At 50.2% G+C, this 26,432-nt stretch carries 22 protein-coding genes and 1 riboswitch; of the genes, 1 reads left to right on the forward strand and 21 read right to left on the reverse strand.

Going from position 1 to position 26,432, the window contains the following annotated elements:
* Positions 1-74: 74 nt before the first annotated feature.
* The 15 genes from GJB61_RS23025 to GJB61_RS23100 form a co-directional block, all read right to left on the reverse strand.
* Positions 75-1,091: an HRDC domain-containing protein gene (locus tag GJB61_RS23025; RefSeq protein ID WP_154121381.1), complete on the reverse strand. Its 1,017-nt coding sequence runs from the start codon at positions 1,089-1,091 to the stop codon at positions 75-77.
* A 211-nt stretch (positions 1,092-1,302) separates the two neighbouring features.
* Positions 1,303-2,184 carry an ROK family protein gene (locus GJB61_RS23030; RefSeq protein WP_154121382.1) on the reverse strand — a complete coding sequence of 294 codons (882 nt, stop codon included), beginning with the start codon at positions 2,182-2,184 and terminating at the stop codon, positions 1,303-1,305.
* Positions 2,185-2,328: 144 nt separating this feature from the next.
* The gene (locus GJB61_RS23035; protein ID WP_154121383.1) at positions 2,329-3,759 is read right to left on the reverse strand and encodes a cobyrinic acid a,c-diamide synthase CobB; all 1,431 of its coding nucleotides are present in this window, start codon (positions 3,757-3,759) and stop codon (positions 2,329-2,331) included.
* Positions 3,756-4,862: a cobalt-precorrin 5A hydrolase gene (locus tag GJB61_RS23040; RefSeq protein ID WP_154121384.1), complete on the reverse strand. Its 1,107-nt coding sequence runs from the start codon at positions 4,860-4,862 to the stop codon at positions 3,756-3,758. Before GJB61_RS23040 ends, GJB61_RS23035 begins: the two co-directional genes overlap by 4 nt.
* On the reverse strand, positions 4,855-5,682 hold the full coding sequence (cobM, locus tag GJB61_RS23045) for a precorrin-4 C(11)-methyltransferase (protein WP_229522368.1): 828 nt from the start codon (positions 5,680-5,682) through the stop codon (positions 4,855-4,857). The genes GJB61_RS23040 and cobM overlap by 8 nt, the downstream gene beginning before the upstream one ends.
* Positions 5,679-6,536, reverse strand: a complete 858-nt coding sequence (gene cobI / locus GJB61_RS23050; RefSeq protein WP_229522370.1) for a precorrin-2 C(20)-methyltransferase — start codon at positions 6,534-6,536, stop codon at positions 5,679-5,681. Before cobI ends, cobM begins: the two co-directional genes overlap by 4 nt.
* 429 nt (positions 6,537-6,965) lie before the next feature.
* A complete protein-coding gene (gene cbiE, locus GJB61_RS23055) occupies positions 6,966-8,222 on the reverse strand; it encodes a precorrin-6y C5,15-methyltransferase (decarboxylating) subunit CbiE (RefSeq protein WP_338116053.1) in 1,257 nt (418 codons plus the stop codon).
* The gene (locus GJB61_RS23060) at positions 8,215-9,330 is read right to left on the reverse strand and encodes a cobalt-precorrin-5B (C(1))-methyltransferase (protein WP_154121385.1); all 1,116 of its coding nucleotides are present in this window, start codon (positions 9,328-9,330) and stop codon (positions 8,215-8,217) included. Before GJB61_RS23060 ends, cbiE begins: the two co-directional genes overlap by 8 nt.
* Before the next feature lie 55 nt (positions 9,331-9,385).
* Positions 9,386-10,048 carry a precorrin-8X methylmutase gene (locus GJB61_RS23065; RefSeq protein WP_154121386.1) on the reverse strand — a complete coding sequence of 221 codons (663 nt, stop codon included), beginning with the start codon at positions 10,046-10,048 and terminating at the stop codon, positions 9,386-9,388.
* A gap of 9 nt (positions 10,049-10,057) precedes the next feature.
* On the reverse strand, positions 10,058-10,843 hold the full coding sequence (cobK, locus tag GJB61_RS23070; RefSeq protein WP_154121387.1) for a precorrin-6A reductase: 786 nt from the start codon (positions 10,841-10,843) through the stop codon (positions 10,058-10,060).
* A 5-nt stretch (positions 10,844-10,848) separates the two neighbouring features.
* Positions 10,849-12,822, reverse strand: a complete 1,974-nt coding sequence (gene cobJ, locus GJB61_RS31875) for a precorrin-3B C(17)-methyltransferase (RefSeq protein WP_229522379.1) — start codon at positions 12,820-12,822, stop codon at positions 10,849-10,851.
* A gap of 286 nt (positions 12,823-13,108) precedes the next feature.
* Positions 13,109-13,999, reverse strand: a complete 891-nt coding sequence (locus GJB61_RS23085; protein ID WP_229522390.1) for an energy-coupling factor ABC transporter ATP-binding protein — start codon at positions 13,997-13,999, stop codon at positions 13,109-13,111.
* A 12-nt stretch (positions 14,000-14,011) separates the two neighbouring features.
* Positions 14,012-14,803 carry a cobalt ECF transporter T component CbiQ gene (gene cbiQ / locus GJB61_RS23090; protein ID WP_154121389.1) on the reverse strand — a complete coding sequence of 264 codons (792 nt, stop codon included), beginning with the start codon at positions 14,801-14,803 and terminating at the stop codon, positions 14,012-14,014.
* Positions 14,787-15,083 carry an energy-coupling factor ABC transporter substrate-binding protein gene (locus GJB61_RS23095; protein ID WP_154121390.1) on the reverse strand — a complete coding sequence of 99 codons (297 nt, stop codon included), beginning with the start codon at positions 15,081-15,083 and terminating at the stop codon, positions 14,787-14,789. Before GJB61_RS23095 ends, cbiQ begins: the two co-directional genes overlap by 17 nt.
* Complete coding sequence (locus tag GJB61_RS23100) at positions 15,080-15,847, reverse strand: energy-coupling factor ABC transporter permease (RefSeq protein WP_154121391.1); 768 nt, start codon at positions 15,845-15,847, stop codon at positions 15,080-15,082. The genes GJB61_RS23095 and GJB61_RS23100 overlap by 4 nt, the downstream gene beginning before the upstream one ends.
* 236 nt (positions 15,848-16,083) lie before the next feature.
* Positions 16,084-16,273, reverse strand: a riboswitch (cobalamin riboswitch).
* A gap of 134 nt (positions 16,274-16,407) precedes the next feature.
* On the opposite strand from GJB61_RS23100, the gene GJB61_RS23105 reads away from it, so the two are divergent.
* Positions 16,408-17,307 (forward strand): SDR family oxidoreductase, encoded by a 900-nt coding sequence (locus GJB61_RS23105; protein ID WP_154121392.1) that lies wholly within the window; start codon positions 16,408-16,410, stop codon positions 17,305-17,307.
* A 266-nt stretch (positions 17,308-17,573) separates the two neighbouring features.
* Here the strand turns inward: GJB61_RS23105 and GJB61_RS23110 are convergent, their stop codons facing one another.
* The 6 genes from GJB61_RS23110 to GJB61_RS23135 form a co-directional block, all read right to left on the reverse strand.
* Positions 17,574-19,685 (reverse strand): alpha-galactosidase, encoded by a 2,112-nt coding sequence (locus GJB61_RS23110; RefSeq protein ID WP_338116054.1) that lies wholly within the window; start codon positions 19,683-19,685, stop codon positions 17,574-17,576.
* 21 nt (positions 19,686-19,706) lie between these two features.
* Positions 19,707-20,525: a carbohydrate ABC transporter permease gene (locus GJB61_RS23115; protein WP_229522394.1), complete on the reverse strand. Its 819-nt coding sequence runs from the start codon at positions 20,523-20,525 to the stop codon at positions 19,707-19,709.
* A complete protein-coding gene (locus GJB61_RS23120; RefSeq protein ID WP_154121393.1) occupies positions 20,525-21,403 on the reverse strand; it encodes a carbohydrate ABC transporter permease in 879 nt (292 codons plus the stop codon). The genes GJB61_RS23115 and GJB61_RS23120 overlap by 1 nt, the downstream gene beginning before the upstream one ends.
* A 65-nt stretch (positions 21,404-21,468) precedes the next feature.
* A complete protein-coding gene (locus GJB61_RS23125) occupies positions 21,469-22,794 on the reverse strand; it encodes an ABC transporter substrate-binding protein (RefSeq protein ID WP_154121394.1) in 1,326 nt (441 codons plus the stop codon).
* Positions 22,795-22,918: 124 nt separating this feature from the next.
* Complete coding sequence (locus GJB61_RS23130) at positions 22,919-24,505, reverse strand: response regulator transcription factor (RefSeq protein ID WP_154121395.1); 1,587 nt, start codon at positions 24,503-24,505, stop codon at positions 22,919-22,921.
* Positions 24,505-26,289, reverse strand: a complete 1,785-nt coding sequence (locus GJB61_RS23135; protein WP_154121396.1) for a sensor histidine kinase — start codon at positions 26,287-26,289, stop codon at positions 24,505-24,507. Before GJB61_RS23135 ends, GJB61_RS23130 begins: the two co-directional genes overlap by 1 nt.
* Positions 26,290-26,432: the final 143 nt, after the last annotated feature.

The following is a 26,432-nucleotide window of genomic DNA, read 5'->3' on the forward strand; positions in this document are numbered from 1 at the left end:
GTTCCAATTTCTCCTAAACCGCCACAAGGTTAACCCCGACTTAAAGACAGCAATATACACTTGATAATTGGCCGTTAAAAATTAGTGACATGACCTAGTTTGGCAATTTGCTCGCGCCGGAAACGGATGCGAATCAACCGCAGACGCTCATAGTATCCATCAAGCCCTTCAGCAGCAGTGAAATTCTCACCATAAACCTTATACAGTACCGGTTTCAGGAATACATCTCCCAGCTCTCCATAAGCTTTCCAGACCGCATCCTGTTCAGGTTGCGGCATGGCTTCCAGCTCAAGCCGAATGAGCTTATCAACGGAATAACCATCCTTCTCCAGCTCCTCCACCGCTTCCAGCAATTCGCGGCGGCCCACTTGAGTCTCCCCTTTAAGTTGCTCCAGTCCCAATCCACTTTCAATCCCCTGCAGCAGAAGTCGATGCAGCCGCAGTCGCTCCAGCTGCTTCTTATATTTAATCTCCTTCTGCTTATACAGCCAAGAGGAGAATAAGTCCTCCTGGATCACTTCCTGTACCCAATTCAGCGGAAAATTCCGTTCACGCGGTGCGGCGGATAGGATAGCCAGCCAATCCATTCCAAACTGTGTAGCCTTTGCTTCACCTACACCGGGAATTTGCAGCAGTTCCTCCGGTGTATGCGGAAGAAAAGCGCTTAACAAGCGCAGTAATCGATTGCTCGCGAGAATATAAGGTGCTTTGCGCTCACTGGAAGCTTTCCCCCGACGCCAGGCACACAGTTCCTCATAAACAGCCTCATTCCTATACTGTTCACTGTAATATTGGAGCTTTAGCTGCTCCTGATTACGATTCGTTAGGCTCTCTTCCTCATGAAATACACCCTCTATTAAGGGACGGTAGCCGTCACCCATCTTCACGGCTAGTTCATGCCTATATACACAGAGCATTTCATTCCATGAACTGCCTTCATACCATATACTGTCTGGACTATCTCCATTTGCTGAGAATTCTCGCCAGCCCAGGTTCCATACCCCCTCTTCTTCACCAATCCAAAGCTGGGCATACACCTCCTGATCTATCCCTGACATTCTGGACAAACGGTTCATAAATACGATTTGCATATTAATCCCTACCTTTCTCAACGTACAGTGAGCACAATAGCCAGCTTGGCTGGGAGACTCTCGCTTCGGGAATTTCATTGCTGGACAAGACCCAAAACGCAAAAAAAGCACCTCTCTCACGCTTAACGTGAAAGAGGTGCTTCCTCATAAAATGCTATACTGTTAAATCCTAGGATACCATATATTGCGTAACAGTCAATCTCTTTTTGGACTACTCTCTATCCAGTGCCAGCTTAGCCAGACCCAGTGCTCCGGTGAGCCCTGCATTATCTCCAAGCTGTGGTGGAACAACATAGCTATCAATGTCTTTGTTCAGCGCTGGGTGCTGGACATAGCCTTGAAGCAGCTCCTGCAGCTTGGTGCGGATCAGTGGAAACAGTTGGCTTTGCTTCATGACACCGCCACCCATGACGATCTTCTGCGGGGATAGAATTAAGACATAATTCATCAGCGCGTGCGCAAGATAGTGCGCTTCCATCTCCCATGCCGGATGATCGATTGGAAGATCCCCGGCTGGTGTGCCCCAGCGTTTGCCGATAGCCGGACCTGCAGCAAGACCTTCCAGACAGTCGCCATGATAAGGGCAAAAGCCTTCATATGTATCTTCCGGATGACGGCGCACAAGAATATGTCCCATCTCGGGATGGGACAGTCCATGGACAAGCTTGCCACCAACCACCGCACCTGCTCCGATACCCGTGCCAACCGTTATATACAGACAGCTGTCCAAACCTTGGGCAGCTCCCCATTTATATTCGCCTAGTGCTGCTCCGTTGACATCCGTATCAAACCCGATCGGAACATTGAAATGCTCCGCAACGGTTCCCACCAAGTTATATTGACCCCAATGCGGCTTCGGAGTGGTAGTTATATAACCATAAGTAGGACTGCCGAGAACCGGATCAATCGGTCCGAAGGCGCCTAGGCCAATTGCCTCAACATTTTTGGTGGAAAAATAGTCAAGTACCTGCCCCATCGTTTCTTCCGGGGTCGTCGTCGGAAAGCTGATCCGCTCGATAATCGTACCGTCCTCATTCCCAATACCACAGACAAACTTTGTTCCTCCTGCTTCAATTGCTCCAAGAAGCTTCATATTGCGCCAATCCCTCCCAAATTCATGCTTTGTAGTGACAATTAAGCTATTTAATCATTACTTTACGATATCATTTTTTGGGTGGATAGACCACCGTAAAATATAACACCCGACCGGAAAGCTCCGGCAGCTGTCTTTCGACGCTCACTGCAATCTCTGCTCGCGGTATAATCGACAGGCTTCTACCAACCGGGAGGCTGCCGGCAAATAAGAAGCGAGATGGATATGAGCATACGCTGCCATAATGTTCCCCCGTACATATCCCTCCGGCTGGCTTCCGCCCCGGCCTTTGCTGTCGTAAGCATAGGAGCGCTGTGTATTATCGTAATTCATCACCGAATAATGAAATTCATGTCCCCGTAAACCTTCTCCCTGCTTCAGCAAAAGGTTATCTTCACGCGCAGTAACCTCTCTATACCCTAGAGCCGCTCTGCGTTCCAGCATAACAGTATGAGCGGGTATGATTCCAGCCATCTCATGCTGCCTTCCAGCACGATCGGTAAGCGAACGGGCCAGCACCATGTAGCCACCACATTCTGCATAAAGTGGCATGCCATTGTCCGCCGCCGCGCGCAAGTCCTCCATAAAGGCCAAATTACGGGAAATCACGGAGGCGAATTCCTCTGGAAATCCCCCACCCAGATAGAGCCCATCCGCTTGCTCCGGCACACCTTCGCCGCGAAGCGGGCTGAACTCAATCAGGCGGGCGCCTGCCCGAACCAGCAGTTCCAGATTGTCGGTGTAGTAGAAATTAAAAGCAGCATCACGGGCTACGGCTATAACTGGGGAGGTGTCGATTGGAATGGATTGACCTAGCAGACCTAGCTCTACCGGCGGGTTTTGGAGTGGAGTCGCAGCTTGAGCGATAGCCATCAGCCTATCCAGATCTGTACCCTCTGCTACCCGTTCAGCAGCGTAGTTAAATAAAGGCTCCAACTCCCCCCGTTCTATAGCAGGTAGCAGGCCCAAATGCCGCTCCGGAATGCTAAGACTGTTATCCCGTAGTAGCCAGCCAATGACCGGAATACCGCAGGATTCCTCAATGGCCGCCTTCACTGTTTCGTAGTGGCTGGCACTGCCGCAGCGGTTAACAATCACTGCGGCAATTCGCACTCTCGGCTCCAATTGCTGGAAGCCGAGCACTATCGCCGCCGCGCTGCGTCCCATACTGCGCACATCTACGACCAGCAGCACAGGGCTATCTGTCAGAATCGCGATTTCTGCGGTTGAGCCTGTAAGCCCCAGCGGTTCTTTACCATCATATAGCCCCATGACCCCTTCAATAATTGATAAATCCGCCGCCTCTGACGCCTGCACAAAGTGGTCCATCAGATAATCATTGGAAGTCATCCACGAATCCAGGTTATGGGAGGGACATCCCGTAACAGCCGCATGATAGGTCGGGTCGATATAATCCGGTCCGCATTTAAAGCCCTGTACCTTCAGCCCACGCTGTGCAAAAGCTCTCATCAGGCCGAGCGTTACTGTAGTTTTGCCCGAGCCGCTGCCTGTACCAGCTACAACAAAGCGGCTGCGCCGCTTCATGGTTGGCTCAACCTTCTGTTCTTCATTCATAGTGATTCCTCCACTCCGTCAAAAAGAACTCTTGCAACGGCGATCGTCACATTGCCGCTTTTCTTCTTACGAAGCAACCAGTCTGCCGCTCCCGAGGACAACAAGGCCGCAGGTTCGCATACACCATAGGCTCCAGTAGCTCTGAATACCGTGTCCGAGGGATTCGCGATGGGGATAGTGTTCAACTGCTCAGGTGTATACAAGGCAAGCTCCCAACCGTACTTGCTGCACAAGGTCAGCAATCCGGCTTCATCGCCTTTGATCTGGGCCGTAGCGATGTTCCGTACACTTGCCAATGACAGCTTGAGCTCATTAAGCGTGTCTCTCACCACTGCTTCAAGCTCTGCCTCTGAAGTGCCGCGGTTGCAACCTAGACCGAGCACCAGACTGCGCGGGCGGTACAGGACACTCCGGCTCAGAAGCGTCGACTCTTCCGGCGCTTCCAGCAAGCGATCGGTCACGATGATCGCCGCGCTGAAAGGCGACTCTAGCAGTTCAGCAACGCTGCTGCAGAGGCACACATGCTCCGGCAATGTTGCTCCGACGGGCAGCCAGCCACGCTCGCCGCACTCCTGCAGCACGGCGACAGGTTCTCCGTTCACCAGAGCGGCGCTGACGCTTTTCATATTGTCAAAGCTGTCCGCCCTCCAGGCAAAAGCTTGGCCAAGCAGATCCACTGCAAAGGTTCCTTGCACATCAGAGGCCGTTGTAATCACTGGATGGCTGCAGAGTAGCTTGGCAATGGTTAAACATAGCGCATTGGCCCCGCCCAAATGACCGGACAACACGCTGATCACATGCTCGCCACGCTCGTCGATGGCGATTACGGCGGGATCGGTTTTTTTATCCTGCAACAAGGGGGCAATTAAGCGGACGACTGCACCGAGCGAAAAGAACAGAATTACACCCTCGTAACGGCTGAACAAAGACGGCAGCAGCTCTTTTACCGGCTCCGCAAATAAATATTGGCCTTCACTCTCGACCAAACCTTCGCTATATTTGGCGTAGCCATATACGTCTGTACCAGCCAGTCGCTCACCCAGTTGCCGTGCCAGCTGTATCCCGTTTCTCGTAATAGCTACAGCCGCATACCTCTTAGTCAAGGGGAGCGACTCCTTCCCTGCAGCCATGGGTAAAGCTCTTATCGTAGAGCTTCGAACGATGCTGGTCACGATCAACCAGCTGCGGATCAAGTGCCCAGCCCGCGAGAATCATCGCATGCATCGTGATACCAGCAAGATGCAAGTCAGCTTCCAGATTCTGCACGGTTGTCCGCAGAATCTGCTGATCCGGCCATGTGGCCCGCTTCACCACAGCCACTGGCGTCTCAGGATTCCAGCCTGCGGCGAGGAATTCTTCGGTCACGTGACCTGCCAGTGACGCGCTGAGAAACAGCGCCACTGTGCAATGATGCGCGGCCAGCTGGCGCAGCTGCTCGCGCTCCGGCACGGGCGTACGACCTTCCGCACGCGTCAGAATGACGGTCTGTGTAAGGTCCGGCACGGTCAGTTCTGCACCCAGCGCAGCCGCTGCGGCAAAAACAGAGCTGACCCCCGGCACGATCTCGTAGCTGACGCCGCATAGCTTGAGCAGTGACATCTGCTCCAGAATGGCTCCGAACATGGAGGGGTCCCCAGTATGGACACGGGCTACGCTTTTGCCAGCTTGCACTGCCGCTACCATCAGCTCTACTTGGCGCTCCAGATCCAACCCTGAGCTTTGCAGCACCTCAGCTCCCGGTTTCGCACTGCGGATCAGCTCCTCGCTGACCAGTGAATCCGCATAAAGCACCAGATCTGCCGAGCGCAAGATGCGGCTGCCTTTTACCGTAATCAGCTCAGGATCACCTGGACCCGCACCGACAATATACACCTTCGATTCCAATGTTCTCAGTTGCTCAGTGATCATTTGTTCATTTGTCATTTGCTCACCACCATCAAGCTCAAATACTCCAGCTCCTTGCCGCGCAGCTCGCGCGCGTCATGCCAAACGGCTTCGTAAGGAGAAGTCACTTTAGTGACGACGGACGCTTTTCCACTGAGACCCAGTTCATCCAGCACATCCAGCACCAAATCCAGCACCTTGGCCACCTTCAGAAACACGACAGTATCGTGATGCAAGAGCGCCTCCTTCAGCGCCTCGCGGTCGTCTGTTGCCGGAATAATACCCACCCGCTGATTGCCATCCGCAAGTGGCTGCTCCAGCGCGGCGGCAGCGCCTAATACCGAAGAAATCCCGGGAATAGACACAATCGGCACTCCTGGATGCAGCTCCTGCATCAAGCGGGCCAAATGAATAAAGGTGCTGTACAGATTAGGATCACCCTCCGTTACAAAAGCAACATCCTTACCCTGCTTCAATTCATTCCAGCACAGTTCTGCCGTGCGATTCCAGCTGTTCTCCAGTAACACCGGGTCTTTGGTCATCGGGAACACGAGTCCCAGCATAATCTTTTCTTCAGCATTCACGTAAACGTCCACGATTTCCTGCGCGTAGGATTTGCCCCCTTTTTTGGTGGCAGGGTAGGCAATCACCGGACATTCCCGCAGCAGACGGCAAGCCTTAATCGTGATCAGTTCCGGATCACCAGGACCAACGCCTACTCCGTACAACGTACCGTAAACCGTTGGCTCAAGCACTTCCTCCGCCAGCAGCAGTCCTCCTTCAACAGCATAGAGGCTGTTCACTGCTTGAACTGCCACTTCGTTCAGCTCCCCTCGGGCAGCGCTTGCTTCGTTTATGGATTGTGTTTCTAGTTCCTGTTCATTGCCTCTCATCGTTAGTTCGCCCCTCTCGTTCCCATTCTCATAGTAACTATTAACTATCTATATAAAAGCCAAATAATGATTCTCTCGAACAGGAGCGATACTCACTCATTGCTGAATGTACAGTAGAAAAAAGTAATATAGAAGTCTAGTCGAAGTAGAAAAAATTAACGGCAGTTACTGCTGCTAATATGATCTACAATTCACTTGGAGACTAATTAACATCATTTGCTGCCTCTAATTCGGCTCTTGGAAGCTAATTTCCGGAAAATATAGAAAAATAACAGCAGTAATTATAGTTAAACAGGAATTACTCCTATAATCATATGATTTAACGGCATTTTTTCCTGTTAATGCCGGGAGTCAGGGAGTCACCTGGGCCATGGTAAAGCTCAAATTGTCCAAAGTACAGCTGAGCTTAGCAGCGTCTAAGATAGAGCATTACTCCCGCCGGCCGCTGACCACATAGACCGGGTTCATTCCCTCAAACCGGGTCATCCCCAGGATCGGCTTGCCGCGCGAAGCCTGCAGCATCGTCACTTCTACCTTAAGCCCTGCGTTGCGCAATGCCTCCATACTTCCATGCAAGGTCTCAATGGTAATCGCTCCCACCACAATTCGTCCCTCCGGACGCAGGCGGGCTGCGCACAGCGCTATAATCGCCGCCAGTTCGCCGCCGCTGCCGCCAATAAATACGGCGTCCGGGTCCGGCAACACCGCTAAGCCCTGCGGAGCCTTATCATGAATAATTGTAAAATCGGCGCGGAATTTGCGCCGGTTGGCTTCTATATTGGGCAGGTTCTCCGCCCCTTTTTCAAGGGCATAGACTCTGCCCCGACGCGCGATCCGCGCACATTCCGCCGCCACTGCACCTGAACCGGAGCCGATATCCCAGACGACTGCGTCCTCCGCCAGATTCAGCTCTGACAATACGAAGGCGCGTACTTCGCGCTTCGTAATGAGGCCTTTTTCCGGTCGCCGCTGTTGAAATGTTTCGTCCGGATAGGCGAACCCTCGCCGTGAACTCAAACCTAATCTTGAACTCACTAAACCTGAACCTGGACCACCATCCGGCTTCCACCGCAAAATAACCACATTAAGCGCTGCAAACTCGGCCTGCTCCAGTTGCTCCAGCTCCCAGAGCTGGCATCGTTCCTCCGGCCCGCCTAGCCGTTCACAGACAAAAGCCTCGTACTCCGTCATCCCGAACTCAATCAGATAAGCGGCTATACGTGCCGGACTATTCTCTTCATCGGTCAGCAGAGCAACCTTGTGCTTGCCGTCAATTTTTTGCGCCAATCCGGTCATCGGGCGTCCATGCAGGCTTATTAACTCGGCATCCTGCCAGCTGTCCCCCAGCCGGGCAAAAGCCAGCTGTACGCTGCTGTAATGTGGAATAACCTCGACATGCTCCGCCCCGAATTTCCGGACCAGATATCCGGCTATGCCGTAAAACAACGGATCTCCAGACGCCAGCACAACGGTCTTCCGCTCTTTCCACAGTCCCGCCAGCCTGTCCGCGAAGAGATTTAGGCCACCTTTTAGAGCAATCTTTTCCCCGCCATATTGGCCGAAATAATCCAGCTGCCTCTCGCCGCCAAGCAGTACCTCGCTCTCCAGCACCTTGCGCAGACTTTGTGGTGTCAGCCCGCCTGCTCCATCCTCACCGATACCGATGATATAAATTACGTTACCCACGGATCTCCGCCCTCCCCAGCACTCGGCCCTTCATTGTGATCAATACCATCTCTACGATCATTTGTCCGCCAATATGCTTCAGGCAATGATTGCAGGCATGGTGACAGATCCGCTCAAAAAAAACACTGTTTCCAGCCTCTGTCATCAGATCAACTACCTGCGAAGCAGTGTTCGCAGCAGCAACCTCTCCTACCATTGCTTCCTCTGCTCCTGCCTCTACGGCCAGCTGTGCGAGAAAATTGAAATCGACCGGAGCGTTTTTGGAGTGAATCAGCATGGCTCCCTGTGCTACTTTGGAGTATTTGCCTGCCATGCCGACGAGCGTAACCTTGGTGATTCCATAGGCTTTGGCATGTTCCAGTGAGAAGCCAACATATTCCCCCATCTGCACAAAAGCTTCCTCCGGAAGCTCTGGGTACATCGCAATCGCATATTTTTCGCTGCTGCCGCCGGTCGTCAATATAATTTGCTTGTTCCCGGAGGCGGCTGCGACCGAGATCGCCTGCTTAACACTTGCTTTGTAAGCCTCCGTTGAGAAGGGAGTCACTACGCCGCGTGTGCCCAGAATAGAGATGCCGCCCAGGATTCCAAGCCTGGCGTTAAGTGTCTTGAGCGCAATGACTTCACCTTCCGGCACGCTGATGACTACACGTACTCCCCTTGCTGAGCCGTGCTCCTCCAGCACCTCAGACACGGCCTCTTCAATCATCCGTCTCGGCACAGGATTAATGGCCGCTTCCCCCACCGGTATCGGAAGCCCCGGCTTCGTCACCCGTCCGACCCCTCGGCCTCCGTCAATCTCGATGCCAGGTTCATCTCGCCAACTAACAGTGGCTTCTATCCAAGCCTGATGCGTTGCATCCGGGTCGTCTCCGGCATCCTTCACCGTAGCACACGTTGCCGAAATCCCTCCGTTGCACTGCCACCCTTCCAACTGAAAGATATGGCTGAAGCCTGCGGGCAGATACACATCTGTCGTCTCCGGAGCCTTGCCTGTGAGCAGCAGGATGGCCGCACCTTTGGCGGCTGCGGTAGCGCAAGCGCCAGTGGTGTAGCCGCGGCGTAGTGGCACATCTGTCTTCTCAGGTTCCAGTGGTTCCTTACTCATCGCAATCCCCCTTTGCTAATTGGTCTTTGGGTCCGACAGCTTGGCTAACCACTTATCATTGTTGTTCTGCGGCATGGCGGACGGCGAGCAAGCTGAGGGCATTGACGGCGGCAACTACAACCGTGCTGCCACCTTTGCGACCGATATTACTGATATAGGGAATATCCAGCTTGCGCAGCTCATCCTTCGATTCCGCAGCAGACACGAAGCCAACCGGCATGCCGATCACGAGCCCGGGCTGGGCGGCGCCTTCTTTTACCAGACGGATCAGTTCCAACAGCGCAGTAGGCGCATTTCCAATGACAAAAATTCCACCCGGTGCTTCAGCGCAGGCTTTGCGCATAGCGATAATTGCGCGTGTAACCCCAAGTGCCTTAGCTTCCTCCATAACATCCGGATCGGAAATATGTACTCTCACATCTCCGCCGTATTGGTGAATGCGCGCCTTGGCGATCCCTGCTTCAATCATGCGCACATCCGCAACAATCGGCTTACCCGCCAAAATAGCTGCAATACCCGCTTCGATGGCCTGAGGATGAAACACGAGACCGCGTCCCAGCTCAAAATCAGCCGAAGCATGAATGATCCGTTGCACCACCGGATACTGCTGCGCAGTGAAATCATGCACCCCAAGCTCTGCAGTAATCATCTGAAAGCTCAGACCCTCTATTTCTTGCGGCTGCACCGTCAACGGCTTAAATTCTGTTCCAAAATCCATATAAGCTCCTCATTTCTTGTAAAAGCTTTCTCCGCCTACACTATCTAAAGCAGCTATAATATCGTCAATAGAGTCATAGACCACGCTTAACTGTGCCACTGGTCGGGTTATCAAAATAACGTAAAGACCCATTTCGAGTGCCGCATACAGCTTCTCATCAACAGATCCCTGCGCACCGCTCTCCTTGGTAATCATCACTTGAATACCGTACTGCCGATATAACGCCTCGTTCAGCTCCCGTGAAAAAGGACCCTGCATCGCTATAATATTCCGCTGTTCGATGCCCAGAGTCACACATTTCTCCATATTCTCCAGGCAGGGCAGCAGCCTGACTATCATTCGAATATTAGGGTCACCCAGCAGTTGCTCCGCAAAAATCTCCAGCGTCTTGCCGCCCGTTGTCAGCATAACCGCGCCTTTCAGCTCTTTAGCCTGACGAGCGGCTTCCTCGTAGGAAGAGGTCATAATCAGCCGTGGATGGCTGTCATAGGAAAGACTACGCCGCTCATACCGAAGGTAGGGCAGACCAACTGCAGCCGCGGCCGCTATAGCATTAGCGTGAGCCTCAAGCGCAAAGGGATGACTCGCATCTACTACAGCGCGGTAATTACCTTCTTGCAGCAGCGTGATCATACTGTCTTTATCCAGCCTGCCAACCCGAGTCTTAAAAGAGGTATTGCCCAGCCGATCTGCTGCACTTTGCGTTACGACCGATGCCAGTAGTGAGAGCCCGTTACGCTCCAAAGTCAGCGCTAATTCCCTGGCATCACTAGTGCCACATAACATAAATATCATAACGGTTACCTTCCCACGGAGTCGGTTACTGGAGTTGCTTGAGTTGTCACTTCATATTCATGCGTATGCCCAGCATGTTCATGGCCTTGTCCATGTCCGTGCTGAAGTTCCTGTTCGTGCGTATGATCATAATGTTCTTCATACCCCCCATGTTCTCCATGTCCCTCTTCGCCATAATGATGGTGGTGGTCGTGGTGGTCGTGGTGGTCGTGGTGGTCGTGGTTGTGATCGTGGTGTTCGGCTGCTTCATCACGGTATCTGCAGTTATCACAGTTGGCAAAGGATTGGCCTATTAATGTTTCCTCAATCCGCTCGGTCATCAAGTCGGCAAGCAGAGGATGAAGACCCAAATAGCTGCCGATTTCAACTTCAAGTTCCGGGTGAGCTACCGCAAATAAGGCCACCATCTCCGTAAATTGCTGCATCAGCACTCCGCTAAACAGCAGATACGGCAACACAACAATTTTACGCGCGCCCAGAGCCAAACAACGCTCCAGACCCTCCGGCAAGGAAGGTTTCGCAATAGCAATGAAGCAGCTCTCGACACTCTTATAGTTAGTTTTTTCCCATAGCAGGCGCGTCATTTTGTAGAAATCGCTATTCGCATCCGGGTCGCTGCCCCCACGGCCCATTACGAGTATAATCGTATCTTTATCCTCAACCTTTGCCGGATGTATCTCCACTTGTTCCGGCTGCACAACGGGTAGAGCCTCCTTGATCCGGTCCAGCAAAATATCCACCGCTTTGTCCTGCACGCCTATTGGACGGCCATACACAAATTGCACAGCAGGATACTTGAGTTTGGCCTGGTCGATAGCCATTGGAATATCCAGCTTGGAATGTCCGGCCGCGAACAAAATAATCGGCACCACATAAACCGTGGTGGCCCCGCCTCGGATACAATTATCAATGCCTTCTGCAATCGAAGGCTGCGCCAATTCTATAAAACAGGTCTCGAAGGTTAGCTCGGGCTTCCGGGCTGCAAGCAAATCTGCGAATTCCCTCAGCTCAACGTTACCCTCCGCGACTCTGCTGCCATGTCCCACTAGTAATACTGTCTTTGGTTGTTGCTCTCGTTCCGTGCTGCCTGTGACTGCGTTCTCTGCAACCAAGCTCGCCTTCATATCCACACTGCTCTTGGCAGAAGCAGCCAAACTCCAAGGCTCCGCCGCTGTCCGCAGCCGCTCATGCGGCTTCAGGTCTTGGGTGTCCGCTCCCAGGCTGTACTTGCGCTCATAGCCACGCGGCGTCACCATTAACCCCTCATAAACCATCGTGGCTGAGTTTCCAACCACCACGGTGGACAGCATTCCGATCTCATGCTCCAACATATCCTGAAGAGTCGTTACTATGGACTGCTGCTTGTCCCGGTAGGCACTTTTGACAATCCCCACTGGTGTAGCCGGATCACGATAACGCAGCAAAATATTGCGAGCTTCCTCGATCTGGCGCGTCCGTTTTCCGCTGCGTGGATTGTAGAAGGCAATTACAAAATCAGCTGCGCCCGCCGCATCAACACGTGTGGCTATCGTCTCCCAAGGCGTAAGATGATCACTTAGACTAATGGTACAGGCATCATGCATAATCGGTGCACCGAGCAGCGAAGAACAAGATTGAATCGCCGAAATACCGGGAATCACTTCAACCTCTACACCCTCTGCGCGATTCCAGCCTCGCTCGATCAACACCTCGTACACCAAACCAGCCATGCCATATACGCCAGCATCTCCGCTGGAAATCACAGCAATAATCTGCCCAGCTTCTGCTCTGCGCACTGCCTCCTGTGCTCGGCTGACCTCTTCGGTCATGCCCGTTCCGACAATCTCCTGCTGGTGAAGCAGCGGTTTAATAAGATCCACATAGGTGTTATAACCGATTACGGCCTCACTTTCGTCAAGCGCAGCCAGTGCGCGACCCGTAATATGCTCCAGCGCACCAGGGCCAAAGCCGATAATAAGCAGCTTGCCTCGTTTCTTCATGTCGCTTCCCCCGTTCACTTTATATTTCAATTTTGTGCAGACTATAACGTTCAACCCACTTGTGAAATCATGTATTTTTTACAGCTTATTCTTTATAAATAGCCTGCAAAAGTCAGATTGTTGTATGAAATACAGGATTGCCTTTCGCTAGGAACACTGCGACGCTTGAAAGTTGGATTTGATCCAACATCTCAGTAATGTAGAGTGTATTGGAATAAGAATCCTGGATTTCATCCAGCATTTAGAGCCGAAATTCTGGCACTCTTAGCATTAGCTGATGAATGGATCAGCTCATATCCTCTTTTAGCAGCAGACTCAGCATATCTTTGAAATCCCCGGCATTACGCGGCGCCGTCTGGCCTGCGGTCAGACGCGGCGGCAGGCTCTGCCATAAATCAGCCAGCAGCGGCAGCTCCAACCCTATGGCCTGCAGGGCCTCCCGCTCGGCGAAGATGTCAGCGGGTGTTCCCGCAGCAAAGCACCTTCCTGCCTCCAGCACAATCACCCAGTCCGCCCAGCGGTAGGCCAAATTCATATCATGTGTAGCCATCACGATGGTTGTGCCTTGCTGATAAATGGTCTCAAGTCCCTCCAGCAGCAAGGTCTCGGATAATGGGTCCAGATAGGAGGTTGGTTCATCCAGCAAAAGAAGCTCTGGCTTCATCGCCATAACACCTGCGAGTGCCGTGCGTTTCTTCTGGCCCAAGCTGAGCTGATGGATGGGCTTGTCACTGAAGGAGGTCAGATCCAGCTGTTCCAATACCTCATGACAGCGCTGTTTAATCGTCTGTTCATCCATTCCGGCGTTGCGAAGCCCGAATGATACATCCTCCAGCGGCGTATTCAGAATCAGTTGCTGCTCTGGGTCCTGAAAGACCAGTCCGACACTGCGGCGCAGGTCGGCTAGGTCTTTTTTAGCGTAAGATAATTCCGCTCCAGCTCTGATCACCTCGCCACTCTGTGGACGCAAGATGCCAACAGCTTGCAGAAACATCGTCGATTTACCGGAACCGTTATGGCCAAGTACAGCCGTTCGGTAGCCTTTAGGAATAGCCACACTCAAGCCCTGCAGCGCAGGCAATACCGTATCGGGATATCTATAAACAACTTCTTCGAAAACCAGACAATGTTCCTTATGTTCCTCGTATTCCTTATGCATCCAAATCTCCTCATTCATTTATTAAAAATGTCATGAACTCCACATCATCCACAGCTGGGCCAGCAGCAGCGCTGTTATTCCGGCATAGGCCTCGATAATATACCTGCGTGGAACCGGACGCGCTACATAAGGCGGCAAAGAAATTTCGCCGGTAAACCCTCGGGTCAAGAGTCCTTGTGAGAGCCCGTGATAGCGATGTATGGTTTTGGCAAGCAGTCCACCCGCCATCCCTGCGAACTCTTTTAACCGGGCCATGAACCCCCTTCTACCGCCGCGCAGCCGCCGGGCCAGCAGCATTCCATGTGCTGTATCCCCCAGCAGAAACAGAAAGCGATACATAATAAGCATGAGCTCCAGCACAATTTGCGGCATACGCAACTTACGAAGTACCTGCAGCAATTCGGCAAATGGCGTGGTGAAGATGATAAACAAGAAGCAGGTCATGCAGGCCGCTACCCGCGCGAGCAGCAAGCTTCCACGCAGTATTCCCGCAGTCGTAATATAGAGTGAAAGTGAAGATAGCGGAAGATGGACGGACATCACGGCTTCTGGAGCTGCCTGTTGGCCAATCTCAATTAATAATGCCGGCAGACTTATGCAGTAAAACAGCAGCGCCGAGCCAAGCAGCAGCCCATACGCACGTAGCGGAATTCTGGCATAGCCGATACACCACAGAATCATCCAGAGCGAGATTGCCAGCTGTAAAACCGGATGTAGCATATAGGACAGAATGAACATTACTGCCGCGAATGCGCTTTTCCACATCGGTGACAGGTGCCGGAAAGCGTTCGTATAGGATATGGCATCAATTCTTCTGATCATGAGGCTTTTGCCGCTCTTGTCTGCCTTTCAACAGACCAATCGTATAGCCGATGACTCCGGCACCTATAGCAGCCTGCAGGGCGAACAGCATGCTTTCCGTTTCTGCAGGCAACTCGGTCAGCGGCTTGAACCAAGGCTTATATCCAGGATCAATCTCGCTGATCGCTCCTTCTGCGGCATCATCAGCCCCACCGAAATCCCCGTTCACAAACAGCAGTGGAAGCACGACCAGTAGGATAACAACCAGCAACATTAATCCGTTTCTCCATCTGGCAGTCATTTAGACTCCACCCCTTTCGTTTCACGTTTGAGTAGTGACAGCTCGTTAGGACTATAGGATCTTAGCCAATTCCAGAGCAGCACGGTCAGCAGTCCTTCACTAATCGCCAGCGGAATCTGGGTCACCGCAAAAATACTGCCAAACTTCAGAAAAGACGCAAGCACCCCGCCCTCTGCTGCTGGAAAAGCCACCGCAAGCTGAAAGGAAGTCACGACATAAGTCATAAGATCAGCGATGAAGGCCGCAGCAAATACCGCCAGCTTCTCACGGGGCGTCAGCTTCATCACCAGCTTATACACTGCATATCCGGCAAAAGGACCTGCCACTGCCATCGAGAAGGCATTGGCTCCAAGTGTCGTAATCCCGCCGTGTGCCAGCAACAGGGCTTGAAACAGCAATACAATCGAGCCAATCACACTCATGGGCAGGGGTCCAAGCATCACGGCGCCCAGCCCCGTCCCTGTGGGATGAGAACTGCTCCCGGTTACAGAGGGCAGCTTCATAGCTGACAATACAAAGGTAAATGCCCCCGCCAGACCCAGCAGCAGCTTCAGCTCCGGGTTGTCCTTGGTCATTTTTTTGAGCTTCAGGATACCGAATACAAAGAAAGGTACAAAGGCCAGCCACCAGAATACGGCCCAACCTACAGGCAGAAATCCTTCCATAATGTGCATCGCCTGCGCTGTTCCCGGTTCATTGAACAGTAAATAAAAAGTGAATCCAGCCACCATTGCCGAGAATTTCCATAGGCTGCGTGGTTTCATACATTTGCCTCCCTGATTCCTTATTTTGCAAAACAGAAAGCAAAAAACTCCCGCCCGTGGGGGAGGGAGTAGTATGTACGTCATCAGATATGAAAGAGAACGCCATCACACGCGCAGCAGCAGACCTGTCGCCTCATAAGCAGCAGAGCTGAAAGGTTCAGTCTTTTGCAGGAGTCACTAAAGTCTGCTCATGTCTCATTCACTAATTCGTACACCGCTCCTATCCGCGTAGAGTCGTGGTGTGCGGAAACAAGGTAGGTCTCCTGGCTTCGGCTGATAACGTCAACTCTTCGTCTTCCCCGGTAATCTCCGAGTGACCTGTTGAAAAGTGACTAACCTATACAGTGGCGGGACCGCTCGGGAGTTGCACCCGATTCCCTATTATCCCTTGACTAAACCAAGGGCACCTTGCTTCATCGCTAATTTATCCTGTACAGCATAGCGGACTTGGGATACGGTGTCTGTGATAAAAGTGGAAGCGGACGTTATGAATTCTCTGGGCACCCCTTCATCTGCGCAGAATATACTAATTCCAAAATCAGCTTTAGGAAAGGAAATCCATGAATCCACTATATCCATACATCGGCAAAGAAGTTCAATGTGAAGAGGTGCCTATCGCCTTCCCCCCTCAAAATCAAACGAGACAGCCAGGGCTTGAATACTTAATGAATCCCCGTCCTATATTTGATAATCCGAATTACATCGGCAGCGGCAAGCTACGGAACAAGGTGGCTATTATAAGTGGTGGAGACAGCGGAATCGGCCGGGCTGTTGCCGTGGCCTTCGCTAAGGAAGGTGCTGATGTTGCCATTGCTTACCTGGATGAACATCGGGATGCGCTGGAGACCAAAGACGTGATTAACCGTTTAGGTCGATGCTGTCTGTTAATTCCGGGGGACTTACGGAGTAAAGAGGCCTGTTGCCATGCGGTAAAATCGACGATGGAGTGTTTCGGGCGGATAGACGTTCTGGTCAATAATAGCGGAATTCAATTCGTTCGGGAGCACTATCTGGACATTAGCGAAGCGCAGCTGCGAGATACGTTCGATACCAACATCATCTCCTTCTTCCACATGACGACAGCGGCTTTGCCTCATATGTGCTCAGGTGGCAGTATCGTGAATACAACCTCCGTCACTGCATATGTAGGCGCGCCTAAGCAGATCGATTACACTGCTACCAAAGGAGCAGTAGTGAGTTTTACCCGGGCCCTTGCCAATAATCTTGTCGATCAGGGAATACGGGTGAATGCGGTCGCTCCCGGACCCATCTGGACACCGCTTAATGCGGCAACGCAGTCGCCGGAGGCTATCCGAACCTTCGGGACGGATGTCCCGATGAAACGTGCCGGACAGCCTTATGAGCTTGCTCCCGTGTACGTGCTGCTTGCTTCCGATGATGGATCTTACATTACAGGCCAGACCATTCATGTCAACGGCGGAAAAATGGTAACTACTTAAATTCCATACTATATAAGATGAACTAGAAAACTTTGCAAATGGCAAAAGTAATGGAGGGGAATTTTGGAACTGTAGGAGCGATAGCGACCGCCTGAAAGCTTTCCGTAGGAAAGCTCGCATCGAAAGCATAGGTTGTCTCCGGATTTCATCCGCAAACAGCGGAATAAATCAAGAAATCTGGAGACAACAGCGGCCGGAAGTCCAAACATTCACCGCAGTTACGATTAAAGCCGATTTAGGTAAATCTTAAGTTCATCTTACATAGTTCACGGAACGCGCTTCAAACGAATAAGCTGGCTGGCATAATCTCCTGACAAGGTCAGTGGAAGGCCGATATTCAGCAGATTCGAACCATGCCAAACTACGTCTGGCTCGTTATTTTGCTGTTCCAGCTGATATTGAGCATCATGTGCTAAGCCCTGCAGAACCAATCTTTTCTCAGCGTATCCGAAATACTGTGCCTGCTGGAAGGCGAATATCACAATCTCCTGCTGGTCGGGGCTTATATATTGATAGGCTGCCAGATCGCCGTCCCGAAAAGAAGCCAGCCGATACATGCTGCCTTCGGCAATTACATGCCTGATCTGTTTATACTGCTCGACATACCGTAGCGCTTCGGCCATTGCTTCATCCGACCAATGGCCGATATTCGCTCCGATGCCTAAGCCCCCCATCATCGCGCTGTGAAAGCGAAAGGATAACGGCAAACTCCTGCCGTTCATATTATGAGGTGATTCTGTCACCCAGCACATCATGACGGAAGGATTATATACATAAGAGAAACCTTCCTGAATGGTCAGACGATCCCGGGCATCGGTATTGTCACTGATCCAGGCTTGATCTGCGAAGCGTAGAATGCCCAGATCAATTCTGGCTCCCCCGCCTGCACAGGTCTCGAACTCCACATACGGGAACCTGCTTCTGAGCTCAGCCCATATCTCGTACAAATGGTCTACATGCTTGATCCATACGGATTGTCCGGCATACTCAAGCAGTGGTACTGCACCGGGTTCCGTAACCGTTCTGTTCATATCCCATTTAATAAAGGAGATATCATACGTGCTGAGCAGCTCGGTCATAAAATCCAGCACAAATTCCTTAACCTCAGGTTTGCCCAAATTGAGCAGCAATTGATTACGGAGCAATGTGCCTTCGCGTGTGGGGAACTGGTAGACCCAATCCGGATGTAGGCGGTACAAATCGCTGTCCGGATTAACGGATTCAGGTTCTACCCATAGTCCGAAATCCATGCCCAGCCGTTTGACTTCATCGATAAGCTCCTGAAGCCCCTGGGGGAACTTCTCTGGATTCACCTGCCAATCACCGAGACCGGCCCGATCACTGCTGCGGCTGCCAAACCAACCGTCATCGACTACAAATCGTTCAACACCGAGTCGGGCTGCCTGCGCAGCCAAAGCCTTCTGTCCTTGCACTTCAACGGCAAATTCAGTCGCTTCCCATGAATTATAAAGTACTTTCTTAACCCGAGAGCTCGGAAGAATAGCCGTGCTTTGATAGTGATGCAGATTTCTGCTCATCTCGCCGAAACCGCCGGAGACGAACCCGCCCGTAAATACGGGCGAGGTATAACTCTCGCCTGGGGCCAACGTGAAGGCACTATCGAAGTCGTTAATGCCTCCAACAATATGAACATGGCCAAAGTTCGACTTCTCCGCGACTATTTTCCAGTTCCCGCTCCAGCCCAGTGCACCGAACCAGACCTGACCCGAAGTCTCGTCCGCCTTCCCGTTATCCATCGCAAACCACGGATTGGCATGGGGTCCCGTGAATCCGCTACGGGATTCGAGCACCTTCTTGCCTTCGGTCAACAGTTGGGTTCTCAGTTGATATTCACCCGCCCAGCGGCCCGCTACATGCGTCAACCGTGAGGACGGCATAGCTGGAATGGACCAAGCTGCCGCCATGACCTGATCGATCTGCAGGGGAGCAGCCTCATCGTTATAGATCTTGACCCCTCTTTCCAGCAAATCATCTGCATCGATGGAGGTATAACACACTTCAACACGCAGACGGTAATAAACATCCGTCAGCCGTAGGACTAACTGATTGTCCTGGACCAACTCATAACCTGAATATTGTAATTTCAGATCGCGGACGCCGTCGTTAAATTTCACCTTCAGGCAAGGCTCAGCGTAATGACTGCCTCCCCATCCGCCATACTCCCCAAGCGTACGGTTCAAATCTGCATCGAAGGAGCTATGGTGCCGGATCTTTAATAAATCAGCACATTCTGCTACTACCGGCTTCCCCCAATACAGGTGCTGAACCGCTCCCTTCTCATTAATTCCAAATATATAAGAGCTATGATTCATCTGGATTTCAAATATTTGACTCTCTTCCAAATATGAGATTGGCAAGTGTGCTCCCCCTATTCTTCGTTAACCTTTAACTGCACCGGCTGCGATCCCTTTGATAATAAATTTCTGCATGACCAGGAAGAACGCGATGACCGGAATCATCCCCATCACAGCATACGCGAACGCCAGATTCAGATCGCTGCTGTACTGCCCGAAGAAGAAATACTGCTGTAAAGGAATAGTCCGATATGAATTATCCTGTAAATATAGCAGCGGCAGCAAGAAATCGTTCCAAATATATAAGGCGTTTAATACGACTACCGTTGCCGTGACCGGCTTCAATAAGGGAATAATAATCCGCATAAAAATACCGGGAGTAGAACAGCCGTCTATTTTGGCAGCCTCTTCAATTTCCTTGGAAATCTGGCGGATAAAGGCCGTATAAAAGAGCACACCTGTCTGAACACCAAACCCTCCGTAAATTAAAATAATTCCCCAATGGGTGTCGAGCATATGAAGGTTTTTACCCAGTTTGTAGAGCGGAAGCATCGTAACCTGAAAAGGAATCATCATCCCTGATAGAAAGAGCAGAAATATGATATTGTAAAAAGGTTTGTTCCTTCTGGCGATCGAATAACCCGCAAGCGCGGATACAAGGACAATCAATATCACAGAAAGTGAGGTGATGATCAGACTATTGGTAATGGCTATAGGAAATTTCGAGGTTTCCCAGGCATGCCAGTAATTGGAGAGATCAAAGCTGGACGGCAACGCATAAAAGGAATCAAAGGTTTGTTTGGCCGTCTTAACTGACATCAGCACAGCCAGATAAATAGGAAATAGAAAGACCACTGCTAAGAGCAATACAACAATGAATACAGCAACTTGATTCTTTTTCATTACATCTCCACTTCCCGTCTTCTGGAGATGGACATCTGAACAACAGTTACAACTACTAGAATTAAGAAAAACATCATGGATAACGCCATCCCGTAACCACCCTTAAAGGATGAAAATGAAGTTCTGTAAATGTAGGTGGACACTACCTCTGTGGAGAAGCCAGGTCCTCCTTTTGTTGTTACATATACCAGGTCAAATACCTTTAACGAGCCTGTCAGCACAAGCAGCAGATTAATAGTGACCGAAGGGGCGAGCAGGGGCAGTGTAATATACCAGAACGCCTTGCCGGAACCTGCACCGTCGATCTTTGCACTTTCGTGCAATTCATTCGGAATCCCTTGCAGACCCGCTATATAGATAATCATAGGCGCTCCCACACCCTGCCACAGAGCGACAAGAATCAGACCAAATAAGGCATAGTCAGGATTGCCCAGTGGACTGGTGACATCAAGCCCTAAATGACTAAGCAGCGTAGGAATACCCGTGCTGTAGTTGTAGCTCCAAATAAATCCCGACAGCACAATAGAAATAACACTTGGCAGGAAAAAGATCGTCCGAAAGATATTTCTAAATGGCAAGAAAGAATCCAATACCAAGGCTAGCAGCAGCGAGATCACATTTACGAGAATCGTCAGAATCAATGCATATTTGAACGTGTTCCATAACGCTTCCCAAAAACCGGGATCTTGAAACGCCTGCACGTAATTATCCCAACCAATCGAAGCAAAGGTATTCGAAACTCCATCCCAATTCGTGAACGAATATCTGGCTCCCATAATCAAAGGAATGACAACTGCCATTACAAATAAACAGATTCCTGGCAAAATAAAGAGTAAATACCACATTTCTTTCCGCATGGCTTGTTTTAAGTTTCCCATAGGTCCATCCTCTCCCAAACAGACAAAAGGCACAGGCTATACCCATGCCTTCTATCTAGTAAGCCTTATTTATGGTTTTTGCTTAACCAAGCATCCATATCGGCAATGATTTTATCTGGTGTTGTTTTCTTGAAGAACAGATTTTGCAGGTTCTGATCGAATTGTGCTCTCCAATCAATCGTTGTTTTGGCTAAATAAAGCTGGGAATCATACGTTTGTCCGTTATCGAAATACGGCTGGAGGTCTTTGATGGCCGGAGCGATATCGGTTGAAGTGCCTTTTACGTAGCTCAAAGATTTGATATTCTCAACCCAGGCGTCTCCGCCCTCTTTGCTAGACATATAATCCAGAAATTTAATAGCTGCTTCCTTGTGTTTGGTATTGCTGCCAATCGCCAGCGAAGCATCGGCATTAAAGTCCAAATTATTCAGACTCTCATCGTTGCTGAAAGGGTACGGGAAGTAACCTAAGTCATTATTGTACAAGTCAGGATTCTTCTTCTCGATATCTGGCAACGGCCAGGTTCCCATGTACATCATCCCGACATTGCCCTTGGCGAACAGGTCTACTACACCGTTATAATCCACGCCGAGTTGATCCTTATTGCCAAGTTCAAACATTTGTTGAGCATGCTCTATTGTCGTTCTTACAGCAGGGTTATCGGCAAATTTCGCTGCTCCCGTCTCGATCTTCTCGAAGAAGTCGGGTTGGCCATCAACCAGAGCAGAGATACTTGGCATATCACGGGTATTCCACATAGTGAGTGTCCAACCATCTTTCCAGCCCAAGGCGAATGGTGTTTTACCAGCTGCCTTAATCTTTTCTGCGGCTGCAATCATTGCATCATAGGTTCTTGGAACCTCAAGCCCCAGATCCTTGAATATCTTCTTGTTGTAGAACACGGCAATCGGGTTTGCATTCAACGGCATAATGTAATTTTTCCCGTTGGTGGCTTGACCCTTCACCACATTGTCATCGAAATTGTTCAAAAAGGGCTGGCCGGTCAAATCGGCCAAATAACCGCCGTCCGCAAATAATTGAGTGTTAAATCCGGCATTCAGAGTAAAGACATCAATAACGTCTCCGCCTGCCAATTTGGTCTTCAGCAGCGTGTAATAATCATCATATTTGACAGGCTGTACCTCTACCTTGATATTTGGGTTTTCAGTTTCAAACTGTTCAACAATTTTAGCGATCTGATCAGTAAAGTCACTTTTGAAATGCATAAACTTAATGGTCACTGGTTCTTCAGTTGCAGTGTTGGCAGGTGCATTGGTAACTGCTGCATTGGTATTCCCGTTAGCAGCCGGCTTCTCATTGTTGCCTCCACATGCGGACAATACGAGACTGAATAGTAGAACACAGAGGCCTAACGGCATCAGCTTCTTCAAATTTTTTCCCCCTTCATCTTTTTTAGCAAGGAACGATTTGTGCTTCGTCCTGCTTCTATCGTACCGATTTCAAGGAGAACTAGTAATGTAATAAATGGTCAGTCTCATGTTCAATATTTTGTATTCACTGTGGGTTCAGCTGCGATTCGCGGTATTCGGAGGGGGTCTGGCCGGTGTTTTTTTTGAATACCTGACTGAAGTAACGCTGGTTCTCATAGCCGACCAATTCGGAGATATCACTGATCTTTCGATCGAACGAATGCAGCAGCTCACAAGCCTTTTCGATTCTTTTGCGAGTCACATATTCGATGAAGTTCTCCTGGGTAACCGTTTTGAAGAGCTTGCTCAAATAGCTGGGGTCCATATGAAAGCGCGTAGCTACATCAATCAGACTCACATCTTCAAAATAATGATTATCTAAAAAAACCACAATGTCCTGAATCAATTGTACGGATTCCGACTCTTTACGATGGGCGCCATATCTATCAATCGCTTCTATCCACTGATTTAGCAGTAAACTGAGCGCACGGTCATCCAGAACGCCTGTAAGGGCATCCGAATTGAAGAGCGAGGGAAGGGCCACCGCCATTCCTTTCAGCTCTGAACTAGCGATCTCCATAATCATGGCCAACTCCTGATGAACCTGACTGAGCGTTATGTTGGTGCTAGCGCTTACTCTCTGTCTATAATCATTCAACAGTGTACGGCTATCCTTCACATTCCCCGCGGCCAACGCTTGCCGGATGGCTTGCCTGTCAAAGGAGGTCAAGATCTGCTCCCCCTTACCTTCACCCGTAACTTCTGCCAGGGAAATCAACAGATCTGTAGCATGCAGCCCCTGCTGTTCAATAGCCTGATTAGCAGCACGAAAGGCCTCCGGAAGCTCCAGCAAAGATTCGTACACCGGACTGATCCCCACGAGAATATCCAGCTTCAGCATCCGATGAACCGCGTGATTAAATTCAGTTAACCAGCCGATAGTCTCATCATTGGATAAGGTTTCATCCAGAATGAGGCAAATTCTCATCCGGTCATCCGATTTATATACAAGAGCCAACTCGTCCGGCATAAGCTCTTGTAAAATATTCTCAATACTATACATCAGCAAATCCGCATTCCCATGAAAATTGGTGCGTGCAGTTTCATGAAACTGGCGGAACATGATGACAACCAGCCGATAGCTTCCCACGGTGTTAGCAATTCGCAGCTCTTCCGTTTGCTGATCGATATCCGATTTATTAGTAATCCGCCGACTGGTCACATTTTGCAAAAATACGCTTCTCTTCAGCTTCCAGAGATCTCTAGTCTCCTTCTGCTGCTGTTGCAAGCTCATATAGCTGCGAATGGATTCTGTCGCCTTCACCATCGAACTCTGCAAATCTACCATGGATACCGGTTTAAGCAAATATTCACAGGCTTGGTACCTGATCGCTGCCTTCAAATATTCAAACTGGGAGTACCCGCTGATCACGATCACCTTAATATCGCTATGCATAGCATGCAGGGTCTCCAAGAACAGTTGGCCATTCATGACCGGCATATTCATATCGGTTACGATAATATGAGGCTTGTTAAGCTGAATTAACTTCAGCGCTTCTTCGCCATGTTTGGCTTCGGCTATCACCTCAACATCCAGTGAGAGCTCGCTGATCATTTTGCTGATGGATTTCCGTCCCCAAGATTCATCATCCACAACCATCACTTTATACATTATTGACCTCCTGATTGCTTATACGGAATTCTGATTTCTACGGTCATACCCGCGCCAGACTTGCTGTCCAGTCGGAGACCATACGAGGGTCCATAGAACAATCTGATCCGCTCATGGACATTCCGCAGTCCAATCGACACACCAGAGAACACTTCAGAGGAGGGATACTCCAGTGCAGATTGCAGCGCAGTCAGCTTTCCTTCTTCCATGCCGGGTCCATTATCTTGAATCGTGATCAGCACATCGTCCCCAGACCTCACCGCAGCTACCCACACCTGAAGCCTGTGCTGCTCCTCTTTACCCATAGCATGCACAATCGTATTCTCCATCACCGGCTGCAGCACAAACCGGATAACGGAGCAGTCCATTAATTGTGATTGGACATTAAATTCCATCTGCAGCGAATCCTCGAACCGGAGCTGTTGAATGTATAAGTAATTATTCAGATGGGCCAGCTCCAAGCCAAGCGTGGATTCCATATTTCCTTCATAGAAGCTGTAGCGGAACATATCCCCCAAGGCACGGCACATTTCATGAATTTCGTAATCGCCAATGAGCACAGCTTTGCCGCCAATGGTCTGTAGCGTGTTGTATAGGAAATGCGGATTAATCTGCATCTGGAGCGCCAGAAACTGCGCTTCCTTGTTCCGCAGCTGCATTTTGTATTCTTTTTCAATCAAATCCTGAATTTTCTCGGTCATGAAATTGAAGTTAGCCGTTAGCTCCGACAAATCATCATGCCAGCGGTTAGGCTTCAAAGTGACATTGAAATTGCCATTGCGGACAGATCTCATCGCTTTTCCAAGAAACTGTATCGGTCTCGTGATATACTGCTGGGCTAGTAGAGAGAAGATAGCAATAACCAGCATCACAAGCACAAACACCATAATTGTGATCCGTAACGTGTTCTTGCGGTTATGTGCCAGCTCGGTACTCGGATAAATAATACTAAGTCCAATATTGGAATGGTCGAGGAATGAAGTACTGGCGAGCAAATTGCGCCCCTCTGAAAAATGTAATTCATGCTCATCACTATCAATCAACGTGGCAGGACGCGTAAAAGGTTCTATTTCCTGGGCATAGGTTTCGTTCGTCTGATAAAATCTTTCGCCATGTTCATTCTGCAATACAATCACATTGGGTGTCCGGTTATACGTCTCCATCATCTTGGAGAAATCCTTGCCTTTTACATAAAAAATCAATGAACCAAATTTCTTTTTGTAGAAAGGATCATAAATGGTCATGGCATATACGAACAGATCCTGCTGTAAGGCGGGGTCCTTGTAGGTAAACATCAGGGAATGCTGAAACGGCAGATCCGCAATTTCCTTGTAGTGAGGCACTTGCTCATTAAGCGTAATCGCATTATAACTGTCAGCTCTAGACCAGGTGTCCTGAACCGTATTATTCGTCCCAAGCACTACAATTTTGATGACATCGGTATTCTTGCTCACCACCAGCCGATAATAGCTGGCCAAGGACTCTCTGATGTCAATAATATTGGCATCATTATAATTCGTGCCATTCTCCATTAAATCGAGCACACTCTTAAATCCGTATACCTGTAGCGCCGATGTTGAAATATTGCGGAAATATTGATCCAGATAATCCGATAAATATTCAGCATTCTGATCAGAACTGCGGACCATCGCTTGCTCCAAAGAACGGGTGCTCGACTGGTAAAATAGATAGGACAAAATAAGTAAAGGGACCAGGGAAATCAGGATGTTGCTCCATACGATTTTGGTACGGATGCTGCGATTCATGAATAGCCAATTGATCATTCCCAGTTCCCCCCTTGTTGTAAAAGCGGCATCATCGTAACTGCGGTGAATATTTGGACTTCCGGCCGCTGTTTGCGGATGAAATCCGGAGACAGCTTATGCTTTCGATGCGAGCTTTCCTACGGAAAGCTTTCGGGCGGTCG

Source organism: Paenibacillus monticola (assembly GCF_009664975.1).
GTDB lineage: Bacteria > Bacillota > Bacilli > Paenibacillales > Paenibacillaceae > Paenibacillus_AQ > Paenibacillus_AQ monticola.